General features: G+C 67.6%; 8 protein-coding genes. 5 read left to right on the top strand and 3 right to left on the bottom strand.

From position 1 onward, the window contains the following. Nucleotides 1–1,214 (top strand): HNH endonuclease signature motif containing protein (locus tag AB0M15_RS41460; RefSeq protein ID WP_363832803.1); only part of this gene is annotated, 1,214 nt, incomplete at its 5' end. A 191-nt stretch (nucleotides 1,215–1,405) separates the two neighbouring features. Here the strand turns inward: AB0M15_RS41460 and AB0M15_RS41455 are convergent. Beyond that, entirely contained in the window at nucleotides 1,406–3,775 is a 2,370-nt protein-coding gene (locus AB0M15_RS41455; protein ID WP_363832801.1) for an NB-ARC domain-containing protein, read from the bottom strand. Nucleotides 3,776–3,946: 171 nt separating this feature from the next. Between AB0M15_RS41455 and AB0M15_RS41450 the strand changes: the two genes are divergently transcribed. Together AB0M15_RS41450 and AB0M15_RS41445 are read left to right on the top strand one after the other, a co-directional pair. Continuing rightward, nucleotides 3,947–5,779, top strand: coding sequence for a translation factor GTPase family protein (locus AB0M15_RS41450; RefSeq protein ID WP_363832799.1), 1,833 nt, complete (start codon nucleotides 3,947–3,949; stop codon nucleotides 5,777–5,779). Between the two features lie 12 nt (nucleotides 5,780–5,791). Further along, nucleotides 5,792–7,594: an ABC-F family ATP-binding cassette domain-containing protein gene (locus AB0M15_RS41445; RefSeq protein WP_363832797.1), complete on the top strand. Its 1,803-nt coding sequence runs from the start codon at nucleotides 5,792–5,794 to the stop codon at nucleotides 7,592–7,594. Between the two features lie 405 nt (nucleotides 7,595–7,999). Here AB0M15_RS41445 and AB0M15_RS41440 read toward each other — a convergent pair whose 3' ends face one another. Then, nucleotides 8,000–8,488: a MarR family transcriptional regulator gene (locus AB0M15_RS41440; protein ID WP_363832795.1), complete on the bottom strand. Its 489-nt coding sequence runs from the start codon at nucleotides 8,486–8,488 to the stop codon at nucleotides 8,000–8,002. A gap of 96 nt (nucleotides 8,489–8,584) precedes the next feature. Here AB0M15_RS41440 and AB0M15_RS41435 point away from each other — a divergent pair, with 96 nt between their 5' ends. Beyond that, complete coding sequence (locus AB0M15_RS41435; protein ID WP_363832793.1) at nucleotides 8,585–9,370, top strand: methyltransferase domain-containing protein; 786 nt, start codon at nucleotides 8,585–8,587, stop codon at nucleotides 9,368–9,370. Beyond that, nucleotides 9,370–9,717 carry a VOC family protein gene (locus AB0M15_RS41430; RefSeq protein ID WP_363832791.1) on the top strand — a complete coding sequence of 116 codons (348 nt, stop codon included), beginning with the start codon at nucleotides 9,370–9,372 and terminating at the stop codon, nucleotides 9,715–9,717. Before AB0M15_RS41435 ends, AB0M15_RS41430 begins: the two co-directional genes overlap by 1 nt. Here the strand turns inward: AB0M15_RS41430 and AB0M15_RS41425 are convergent, their stop codons facing one another. After that, nucleotides 9,718–12,177 carry an ABC transporter permease gene (locus tag AB0M15_RS41425; protein ID WP_363832789.1) on the bottom strand — a complete coding sequence of 820 codons (2,460 nt, stop codon included), beginning with the start codon at nucleotides 12,175–12,177 and terminating at the stop codon, nucleotides 9,718–9,720. Nucleotides 12,178–12,179: the final 2 nt, after the last annotated feature.

Genomic DNA, 12,179 nt, shown 5'->3' with positions numbered 1-12,179 from the left:
AAGCCGACCCCGAAACCGCCCGCGCCACCGCCGAACAGAAAGCCCGCGAACGCGGCGTCTACATCGGCCGCTCCGACGACCACGGCACCACCACCATCGTCGTCAAAGCCGACACCGGCTCAGTCATCTTCTTCGACGCCACCATCAACCAGATCGCCGACGCACTCAACGTCCTCGAAGGCCCCGCCCCACGCCAGGTCCAGCGAGCCCGCGCCTTCAGCATCATGGCCGACCCCGCCCTGTCCCACCTCTTCCTCCAAGTAGCCCAATACCTAGCCACCCACCAGCCCACCACCCCGGAGCCCCCGGACTCCGCCGACGCTGCCGCCACCCCAGCGACCACCTCCACCCCGCCGCCCCCAACCCCTGCGGCCGACCCCATCCCGGACGACCAGTGCCCGCCGGAGAGCATCCAGAACCCGAACCGACTGCACGAACAGGCAATCGCAGAACTCAGCTCGCCCAGCCCAACCGCCGATCATCGCCTCTACCGGGCTGACGAACCCTGCTGGGCCGACGAGCCGGACCTCAACGGCGAACCCAACTGGCACCATCCACCTGTCCCACCCGACCCACCCGACCCGCCACGCCGCCCCCGCGTGGAACCACTCGACCCCACCATGGCGGACAACCTCATCACCGCCATGGACACCGCCGCACGCGAGAACCTCGCCGCCAAACTCTTCGCCCTCAAAACCGCCGCCCACAACGCCGGACATACCGGCACCAGACCGGCGCAAACCAAGCTGTACGTACACCTCACCGACGAGACCCTGCTCGCCGGCCATGGAACCATGCGCATCGAAGGCTTCGGACCTGCCTACGCCAAACTCGCCGAACTCATCGGCTACGACCGAGTCGTCATCCAGCCCGTCATCGACCTCAACGAGACCTACAACGTCAACGCCTACGAAATCCCCAGCTGGATGCGCGAACGCGTCAAACTCACCTACCCCGTCGAACAGTTCCCCTACGGCCCAGCCGAAACCACCAACCGCACCGACCTCGACCACGTCATCCCGTACGACCCCAACGGCCCAGCCGGCCAGACCAGCACCACCAATCTTCGCCCCCTCAGCCGACGCAGCCACCGCATCAAAACCCTCGCCGGCTGGACCGAACACACCAACGGCAACACCACCGAATGGACCACACCTCACGGCTACAAATTCCGCGTAGACCATAACGGCACCCACCCCATCCACAACGCCTAACACCACCGCCATCGCCGCTACTGCAACCCTCGAACGTACTGTCAGCCTGCCTGCCCTGGCGGCGGACGACGGACTTTCAGTGCTGAGGGCGAGTTGGCGGGTCCGCGATCTTGGTAGACCCGCGCCAGGAGACAAGCCGCGGCTGACCGCACACGCGACGGAGGAGCGAGCGAGCGGCGGCTGCGTGGGGATTAGTTGCCGCGGCCCTTGGAGATGTCTTCGGCTTGGGTGCGGCGGGTAGCGGCTGCCGTGTGGTTGCCGGAGGCATCTAAGGCGTCGGCTAGGTGGGTGAGGATCAGGTGGTGGCGTTGGCCGTCGTCGTAGTGGGTGGCGATTGTCAGGGCCTCTTCCAGGTGGTGGATGGAGGAGGGGAGGTCGCCGGCGAGGCGGGTGGTTACGCCTAGTTCGTCGAGGGCTTCGGCGAGGGATAGTTGGTCGTTCAGGGTTTTGAATTTTGTGGCTGCTTGGTGGAGGTGGTCGGCGGAGGCGGCTAGGTCGCCGGAGAGTTGGTAGGCGATGCCGGAGCCTAGGAGGGCGATGGCCAGGTGGTGCTGGGCGTCGTGGCGGGTGCTGATGGCGATGGCTTCGTCGTAGGACGCGCGTTGGGCTGCGGTTCGGCCTAGCTTGCCTTGGGAGTTGCCGATGTTGATGTACGCGATCGCCTCGCCGGGGGCGTCGTCGAGTTTGCGGTAGAGGGTCAGGGCGCGTTCGCCGTCGTCGATTGCTTGTTGGTAGTCGCCGTTGAGGTCCAGGACGTGGCTCAGGTTGGCGAGGGCCAGTGCCTCGCCGACGAGGTCGTGGGCGACTTCGAAGAGTTCGCGGCTGCGGTGGAGTTCGGCGATCGAGTCGTCGGGGTGGCCGGCGCCGGAGCGGGCCAGGTCGAAGAGGACCAGGCCCAGGTCGCTGCGGATGTGGGCTTCGGCCTGTGGATCGTCCACGACCTCCAGCGCAGTGCGGAAGATCCGCAGGCAGTCCAGCCAATGGCCGCGCGTGGCGTAGAAGGTGTGCAGGCCGATCACCAGCCGGAGTACCGAAACAACCGGCACACCATCAGTTCGCACGCCTTGCGAAGCTAGCGCGAGCAGGTGCGGCCGCTGCCCGTCGAGCCAGGACAACGCTGAGCCTATGTCCTTGTACTTCGGTCCGCCAGTCAGCGGAGGTTGAGCCCGGTACCACGGCAGCCGGCCGGACCTGGGGAAGCCGAGTTCGATCGACTGCCAGGCCGCCGACGCGTACAGGTCGAGGATCCGCATGATGACCGCGGCCTGTTCCGTCGGGCTGATGCTCGCCTGCGCCCGCTCCCTCGCGTACGTCCGCAGCAGATCGTGCAGCCGGTACCGCCGCGGCGCCAGCGATTCGACCAGATGCAGATTGCAAAGGTCCTCGAGCGCGTCCAGCGCGGCGTGCTCATCGCAATCCAGCAGCCGAGCCGCGACCTCGACGGTCAGATCGGGCCCATCCGGTACGCCGAACAGCGCAAACGCCCCGGCTGCCTGCTGCTCACGGGCAGTCGCCCCAGCCGCCAGATCGTCGATCGAGACGTCGAAGCTGGTCCGTACTCCGAGTTCGTGATCCTCCAGCTGATCCAACCGCCGACGCTCGTCCTGCAGCAAGCCGGCGAGGTGAGCCAGCGGCCATTGGGGTCGCGCCGCCAGGCGACCGGCGGCGATCTTCAGGGCGAGGGGGAGGAGACCGCAGGCTTCGACGATCGATTGAGCGGCCTGCGGCTCGCGATCGACCCGGGTGACGCCGACGGTGGTACGGAGCAGATCGAGACCTTCCGACGCAGACAGCAGTCCGAGGCGGACGATCTGTGCCGTCGGCATCCCGGCCAGCTCGTGCCGGCTCGTGATGATGACGGCAGATCGGCCGGTGCCGGGCAGCAACGACTGGACCTGGGCGGCGTCTCGCGCGTTGTCCAGCAGGATGAGAGCTCGGCGGCTGGCGAGGAGGGTCCGCAGCCGGGCGGCGGCCTCGTCGACCTGCACTGGTACGTCCGGGCCTGACAAGCCGAAGGCGCGTAGGAGGTAGTTGAGGGCTTCGAGTGGTGAGACGGCGGCGGTGGTGTCATAGCCGTGGAGGTCCAAGTAGGCCTGGCCGTCGGGATACTCCTCGATCGCGGAGTGAGCGGCCTTCACGGCGAGCGTCGTCTTGCCGACGCCACCCATCCCGGTGATGGCGACGATCGCGACCCGGGAGCCGCTGGTGAGCGCGGTGTGCAAGGCATCGAGATCCGCCGTACGACCGGTGAAACCCGAATCAGGCATCGGCAGCTGCCGCGGCACCACCGAACCAGGGGCCTCCCCAGCCACCCCCGACCCCGACCCCGACCCTGGCCTCTTGCGCCGCCCGGCCGCGCTGAAGGCCTTGCGGTCTTCGGCGGTCAGGGCCAGTGCGTAGGCCAGCGCATTAACGGTCTCGGGTCGTGGGAACCGCCGCACTCCTCGCTCCAGTGCACCGATCGCCGCGAGGCTCACCCCGGCCAGCTCCGCGAGCTTCTGCTGGGTCAGCCCGGCCGCGCGGCGGTGTCGGTGGAGCAGGGTCGCGAACTCCGGTTCCATCCGCCGTCCTCTCAGAAACTCGATCGCCAGCGCCTCACCGGCAGGTTATCCTCGCAAAGCCAGTCGTCCGCGGTACCGCAGAGAGGGAGCTCCAGATGCGCCGAGCGTCGGTCTACGCCATCACTCCTGATCGCTGCGACGCACCCGCGAGGACCTTTGAACACTCTGACGATGGGCATTCTGGCGCATGTCGACGCCGGTAAGACCAGCCTGACCGAACGCCTGCTGTACGCCGCGGGCGTGATCGACCACGTCGGCCGCGTGGACGACGGCAGTACCCGTACCGACTCGATGGATCTAGAACGCCGGCGGGGAATCACGATCCGCTCGGCGGTCGTCTCGTTCGAGCTCGGCGACCTGACCGTCAACCTGATCGACACCCCTGGGCACTCCGACTTCATCGCCGAGGTCGAGCGCGCGCTGTCCGTGCTGGACGGTGCCGTGCTGGTGATCTCGGCGGTCGAGGGCGTCCAGGTGCAGACCCGGTTGCTGATGCGCACGCTGACCCGGCTGCGGATCCCGACGCTGTTGTTCGTCAACAAGATCGACCGGATGGGAGCCCGGTACGACGAGTTGCTGGCGGACATCGCCCGGCTGCTCACGCCGTCCGCCCTACCCATGGGTGAGGTGGTCGACCTCGGCGCCAGGCAGGCGACGTATGAGCCGTTTCCCCTGGAAAACAAGGCGCTCAAGGAGCTACTTGCTGAGGGCAATGACAACTTCCTCACCAAGTATCTCAAGGGCGAGCTGACGCCGGAGGATTGCCGGCGTGAGCTGGCTGAGCAGGTACGCCAGATGCGCGTGCATCCGGTGTATTTCGGCTCCGCGATGACCGGGGAAGGGGTGCCCCAGGTGATCGGCGGTATCCGTGATTGGTTGCCACGAGCAACTGGCACCGAAGAGGAGCCGCTCAGGGCGCAGGTGTTCAAGGTCGAACGCGGGCCGGCGGGGGAGAAGATCGCGTCGGCGCGGGTGTTCGCGGGGAGGCTTCAGGTGCGGGAGGTGGTTGACGTGCATCGCGGCGCTTCGGCGTACGAGGTGAAGCCGACGTCTCTGCAGGTGTTCGAGCGGGGCGGCACCAGGCCGGTTGAGGCAGCTGGGGCCGGGCGGATTGTTGCGTTGCGTGGGCTCAAGCAGGTGCAGATCGGGGATCAGCTGGGGACGCCGACCCAGAGCGGAGGACACCTGTTCGCGCCGCCGACGCTGGAGACCGTCGTCGGAGCTCAGGACCGGGTGAAGCTGTTCCAGGCGTTGCAGCAGCTCGCCGAGCAGGACCCGCTGATCCGGATGCGGAAGGACGTGAGTGGGCAGATCTCGGTGAACCTGTACGGCGAGGTGCAGAAGGAGGTGATCGCGTCGCTGCTGGAGGAGGAGTACGGGCTCGCTGTCACCTTCAGCGAGACGACGCCGATCCACGTCGAGCGGCCGATCGGAACCGGTACCGCGGTCCGCGAGATCGGCGAGCCCGGCAACCACTGGTGCGCAGCCGTCGGTTTCCGCATCTCACCGGCGCCGGTCGGTACCGGCCTCGACTACCGGTTGGAGGTGGAGCTCGGCGCGTTGCCGCGTGCATTCCACACCGCGATCGAAGAGACGGTCCGGCTCGCCCTGCAGCAAGGGCTGCATGGCTGGGAGGTGCTGGATTGCCAGGTGGACCTCATCCGCACCGCCTACTCGTCAGTGGTGACTGTCGCCGGCGACTTCCGCCAACTCGTCCCGGTGGTGCTCGCACAGGCACTGCAGGAAGCCCGTACCAGGGTGTACGAACCGGTCAACTCCTTCGGCCTGGAGCTCCCGCCGGACTCCGTCTCATCGGTGATCGCCAAACTGGCCGAGGCCAACGCGACCCTGGAGCACACGGAGGTCGCCCTGGACCGGGCGACCCTCAAGGGCCTGATCCCGGTCGGCCGGATCCACGCCTTCGAAGCCCAGCTACCCGGCCTCACTCATGGTGAGGGGGTCCTGCTGACCACCTTCGACGGGTACCAGCCGATCACCGGTTAGGCTTGAGGGGATATGGCCGCTACCCCTGCACCCAACCTTGTCAATCTGGAAGCCGTCTCCAAAGGCTTCGGAACCCGCACCCTGCTCGACGGGGTGACCCTCGGCATCGGCCGCGGTGAACGGATCGGGGTGGTCGGGCGGAACGGGGACGGGAAGTCCACGCTGCTGCGGCTGCTCGCCCGCGAGGAGACGCCCGACAACGGGCGGATCACCCACAACCGTGACCTGCGGCTGGGCTTCCTCGGACAGGTCGACAGCCTCGATCCCGAGCTGACCGTCGCGCACGCCGTCCTCGGTGACGTCGAGACCTACACCTGGGCCGCCGATCCGAAGGCACGCGAGGTGATGGAGGAGTTACTCGGTGGCGTCGACCACGACGCGCTGATCGGCACGCTCAGTGGTGGTGAGCGCCGGCGCGCGTCGCTGGCGAAGCTGCTGATGACCGAGGTCGACCTGCTGATCCTCGACGAGCCGACCAACCACCTCGACATCGAGGCGGTCAACTGGCTCGCACAGCACGTCGTCGACCGGGCCAGCGCGCTCATCGTCGTCACCCACGACCGGTGGTTCCTGGACGCCGTCTGCAACGAGACCTGGGAGGTCCAGGGCGGCAAGGTCAACTCGTACGACGGTGGCTACGCCTCGTACGTGCTGGCCAAGGCCGAGCGGTCCCGCAACGCGGCCGTCGTCGAGGGCAAGCGGCAGAACCTGGTCAAGAAGGAGCTGGCCTGGCTGCGCCGGGGTGCCCCCGCGCGGACGGCGAAGCCGAAGTTCCGGATCGAGGCGGCCAATGCGCTGATCGCGGACGAGCCGGCGCCGCGCGACAAGCTCGCCCTCGCCCAGCTGGCCACCTCGCGACTCGGCAAGGACGTCTTCGACGCCGAGGACGTGTCGCTGAAGTTCGGCGACCGGATGATGCTCAACCACGTCACCTTCCGGCTCGGCCCGGCCGACCGGATCGGCCTGCTCGGCCCGAACGGCGCCGGCAAGACGACCTTCCTGAAGGTGCTCACCGGCCTGCTCCCACCGGACTCCGGCAAGGTCAAGCAGGGCAAGACGGTCAAGATCGCCAACCTCTCGCAGACGCTGGAAGACCTCGACGGCTCGGTCACCGTGCTCGCGCACATCACCGACATCCGCCGGGTCGCGGCGCTGGCGGCCGGGGTCGGCGAGATGAACTCGTCGCAGCTGCTGGAGCGGTTCGGCTTCACCGGCGACAAGCTGACCACCCGGATCAACGACCTGTCCGGTGGCGAGCGCCGCCGGCTGCAACTGCTCCGGATCCTGCTCGACGAGCCGAACGTACTGATCCTCGACGAGCCGACCAACGACCTGGACGTCGAGACGCTCACGGTGCTCGAGGACTTCCTCGACAACTGGCCGGGCGTCGTCGTGGTCGTCACCCACGACCGGTACTTCCTCGAGCGGGTCAGCGACATGGTCTACACGATCCTCGGCGACGGCAACGTGCGGCACCTGCCCCGCGGCGTCGACCAGTACCTGGAAGAACTGCAGCGCGGTACGCCGGTACGCCGAATGGACCCACCTGCCGCCGGCAGCACGCCGGCCGCCGAGGTGCCGTCGGCGCCCGTCGTCGACGCGGCCGAGGCCCGGGCAGCCAAGAAGGAGCTCAACCGGATCGAGCGGCAGCTGTCCAAGCTGAAGTTCAACGAGGAGAAGCTGCACGGCAAGCTGGCCGCGAACGCGAGTGACTACGAGCGGCTGGCCGAGCTGGACGCCGAACTGCGCAAGCTGTCCGAAGAACGCGCCGAACTGGAAACCGCCTGGCTGGAAGCGGCCGAACGCGCGGAATAGAAGAATGTATACATGATCAAATCCTGCGGGACCTGAGTCGCGGCATACCCTCCGATCCCCTGTGATTGGGAGGGTATGCCGCGCCTGCGGGCGAGCGGGCCCCGACCGGCCGGGTTGTCCGAGCCCCGAGCCCCGGACACCACCAACCGGCTTCGGCGAACCACCTCTTGCCGCCGAAGTCACCGATCTCTTGAACGTTCTGTAGTCGCCTGATCACCAACGGTTAGGACACTAGTTGGACCGGTCGCTCAGTGTCGATAGTCGTGGGCTACAGCAATCTCTCGATCTCGTTGCAACTAGCAACGATCGGCGCCCACATAAAGTGACGGGTCGTCTTTTCGGATTATTCCGACACAATTCCGGTGAGTAACTTAGCGGCCGCGAAGAAATGCGGAGCCAGTGTTTTTACTGGTCGAACGGGCCGACCAGTTCGCGCAGTACCCGGGCGATCTTCGCCTGGTCGCGCTCGCTGATCGAGCCGAGCAGGGTGCGCTCGTGCGCGAGCAGATCGGCCATCGCCGCGTCGACTGAGTCGCGGCCGGCGTCGGTCAGCTGGACCAGTACGCCGCGCCGGTCGGCGGGGTCGGGTAGTCGCTCCACCAGACCGCGGGCGGTCAGCCGGTCCACCCGGTTCGTCATCGTCCCCGACGTCACCAGCGTCTCCTTGAGCAACCGCCCCGGCGAGAGCTGGTACGGCTTGCCGGCCCGCCGAAGCGCCGCCAGTACGTCGAACTCCCAGGACTCCAGCCCATGCGTCTCGAACGCGTGGCTGCGGGCGCGATCGAGATGGCGTGCCAGCCGGGTCACCCGGGACAGCACCTCCATCGGCGCCACGTCGAGATCGGGCCGCTCCCGGCGCCAGGCCTCGATCAGCCGGTCGACCTCGTCTCTCATGTCCCGAGCCTATGTCATCAAGACTCTTGACATCAAGACAATCACCAGGCGTAAAGTATCTCGACGTCAAGACATCTCGGCAGAAGGGCTCCCCGCATGCGCACGTCCCCGGTCTGGAACCCCCAGCAATACAACAAGTACGCCGACGAGCGCGGCCGCCCCTTCGCCGATCTGATCGGCCGTATCCGGGCGGAAGAACCCACCACGGTGGTCGACCTCGGCTGCGGGCCGGGCAACCTGACCGCCACCCTGCTGGACCGGTGGCCGGGTGCGACCGTGCATGGGGTGGACAGCTCGCCGCAGATGATCGAGACGGCTCAGCCGCTGGCAACCGACCGGCTGAGCTTCGAGGTGGGAGACCTCAGGGAGTGGGGTGCCGAGCCGGAGTCGATCGATGTGATCGTCACCAACGCGACGCTGCAGTGGATCCCGGAGCAGCTCGAGTTGCTGCCGGGATTCGTCCGCGCGCTCAAGCCGGGCGGATGGCTGGCGATCCAGATTCCGGGGAACGGGAACGCGCCGTCGCATGCCATCCTGCGCGAGTTGGCGGCGACGGAGCCGTACGCCGAGTACGCGAAGGACAAGTCGCTTCGGCCGGATGTGCCGGGGCCGGCGGAGTATGTTGCAGCACTGGCAGCCGAAGGGTGCGCTGTGGATGCGTGGGAGACGACGTACAGCCATCTCCTGGAAGGTGACAACGCGGTCCTCGAGTGGGTGAAGGGGACCGGGGCTCGGCCCGTACTGCAGTCGTTGCCCGAGGAGTTGCGCGCGCGGTTCGAGGCGGAGTACGGGGCGAGGTTGAATGAGGCTTATCCGCAACGGGAGTTCGGCACGCTGCTGCCGTTCCGGCGGATCTTCGCCGTCGCCCAGAAGGAGAGCTGATGAGACTCGATCACGTGCAGGTGTCCTGCCCGCCCGGCGGTGAGGACGTGGCGCGCGCCTTCTATCGCGACGCGCTCGGGATGACCGAGCTGGAGAAGCCGCCGTTGCTCGCGGCCCGCGGCGGCTGCTGGTTCAAGGACGGTGCTGCGGAAGTACACATCGGCGTCGAAAAGGACTTCAGGCCGGCCTTGAAAGCTCATCCCGCCCTCGCTGTCGACGATCTCGATGCGGTGGCCGAAACCCTGCTGAGCAAGGGATATTCCGTAGCCTGGGACAACGACACGATCCCGGGCCGCCGGCGGTTTCACACCGCCGACGGCCACGGGAACCGGGTCGAGATCGTCTGACTACTCGGTGGCCAGCGCCCCGGCCGGTGCGACCTTCGCGGCGCGCCGGGCCGGGAGGATCGACGCGAGCAGACCGGCGACCGCCGCGACCAGCGCGATCGTGATCAGGAGCCGGCCCGGTACGGCGTACGAGATCGGCCCGTCGATCTGGCCACCCATCAGGGCCGCCGTCCCGGACCAGCCGTAGATCAATCCGAGGGCGATCCCCAACCCGGCCGCGACGAGTGCCATCAGCAACGACTCGACCGCGAGCATGCCGCGCAGTTGCGGCCTGGTCAGGCCCATCGCCCGGAGCAGGGCGTTCTCACGCGTCCGCTCAAGGACCGACAGGCTGAGCGTGTTGCCGACGCCGACCAGCGCGATCAGGACCGAGACCCCGAGCAGGCCGACCGCGACGAGCAGCAGGATGTCGAACACCTTGGTGTAGAAGCTCCGCTCGGGCAGGCCGCCCGAGATGTTGAGGTTCTTGACCGTCGGCAGCGACTGCTTGAGCTCGTCCATCACCTTCGGGCCGTCGGCCTTCGGATCGGAGGCGAGCCAGTAGCCGGTCACCGCCGCCGTCGGCGCCAGCTTCTGCAGGTCGGCGGTCACGACGGTGATCCGGGCCAGGCCGTTGGCCTTGACCACCTTGAAGTTCACCTTCTGCTTGCCCGACACGATTGTGACGACGGCGCCGTTCTCGGCGTTGAGCTCGTACATCGTGTTCTGGTCGAGCAGGGCCGTACCGGGCTGCAGTTGCTTGACCAGCGCCGGGTCGTGGATCACCGAGCTGGCGGTCGACGGGTCGATCCCGGTGACCTCCAGCGTGTTCTGGCCGGACTTCACCAGCGCGGACCGGATCGGTACGACCTCGGTGATGCCCTTGATGTTCTTGAGCTGGCTCCCCGCGGTGGCCGGCAGCTTCTCGTCGTCCACCGTCATCGTCACGTCGACCGGGTACTCCTTGTCCATCGTGACGTCGAACGTCTTGCGGACCGAGGCGATCCCGACGCAGGTCAGGCTGATCAGCGTGACGCCGATCAGTAGCGCCGAGGTGGTCGCCGCGGTACGCCGCGGGTTGCGGACTGCGTTGGCGACGGCGATCCGCGCGGGTACCCCTCCGGTCCGCGCGGGCAAAGCCCCCAGAACCTTGACCAGCGCGGGCACCAGCAGCGAGCCGATCGACAGGATGCCGACGAAGGAGATCACGCCGCCGGCGACCCCGATGATGACCTGGTGCGAGCTGGCGCCCTGAGCGAGCAGCGCGCCGCCACCGGCCAGCAGGAGGAAGCCGAAGACCAGTCGTACGATCCCGGCCTTGGACTTCGCGACCGGAGCCGCCTCGGGCCGGAGCGCGGCCAGCGGAGCAACCCGGGTCGCCCGACGAGCCGGTACTACGGCCGCCAGGATCGTCGCGATCGTACCGAGCAGGAGCGGGATGAACACCGACGCGAGGTCGAGGTGCAGGTCGACCGGCGGCAGCCCCCAGTCGAAGGACCGGGCCAGCGTCAGGGCGATCGCCGACAGAGCGACCCCGAACACCACACCGATGCCCGAGGCAACCAATCCGACGACGGTCGCTTCGGCCAGTACGGAGGAGAAGACCTGCTTGCGGGAGGCGCCGACGCAACGCAACAGCGCCATCTCGCGGGTCCGCTGGGCGATCACGATGGTGAAGGTGTTGCCGATCACCAGGCAGGCCACGAACAGCGCGATGACGGCGAACATGCCGAAGACGCCACCGAGGACATCGATCCCGTTGGTGATCTGCTTGACCTCGTGGTCGATCCAGCCCTCGCCGGTGAAGGTCTCCAGGCCTTGGCCGACGGCAGCGGTGATCGCGCCGGCCAGGGCCGGCTGGGTCACGCCCGGGCTGGCGGCGACCTTGACCTGGTTGATGTAGGCCTGCGGCTCGAAGGTGTTGACGGTCGCGGCGGTGGCGACCGCGTTCGCGCTGCCGATCGAGGTGGTGTCGTCGAGCAGACCGACCACCTTCACCAGGTAAGCCTTGCCCTGCCAGGTGCTGAGCTTGATGTCCTGGCCGATCGCGATCTTGTACTTGTCGGCCAGCTTGGCCGGCAACGCGATCTCGTTCTTTGCTTCCGGCAACTTCCCGGAGGTGGTGGTCGGGCCGGCGATCTTGGTGGTGTCGTAGCGGGCGGCGATGGCCAGGCTGTCCGGGCGGACCTGACCGGCCCACTGCACCTGCATGTACGCCGACGTCTCGGCCACCACCGAGGCGACCTGCGGCAGCGTCTTGACCTTGGCCACGTCGGCGGGCGTGATGGATTCGCGGCTGGACTGGATCACCGCGTCGACACCGGCGTTCTGCTTGCCGATGGTCTCGTCGATGCCGTGGGTGGCCGACGAGTGCGCGGTCATCGCCAGGGTGCCGAAGCCGACACCCAGCACGATCGCCAGACAGGCGGCGACCAGGCGGCCCAGATGGGCGCGCAGGGAGGAGAGGATCGAGCGTCGCACGG

It is taken from the genome of Kribbella sp. NPDC051718 (assembly GCF_040681515.1).
GTDB lineage: Bacteria > Actinomycetota > Actinomycetes > Propionibacteriales > Kribbellaceae > Kribbella.
Note: the sequence above shows the minus strand (reverse complement) of the source record. Positions and strands in the feature narration are given on the sequence as shown.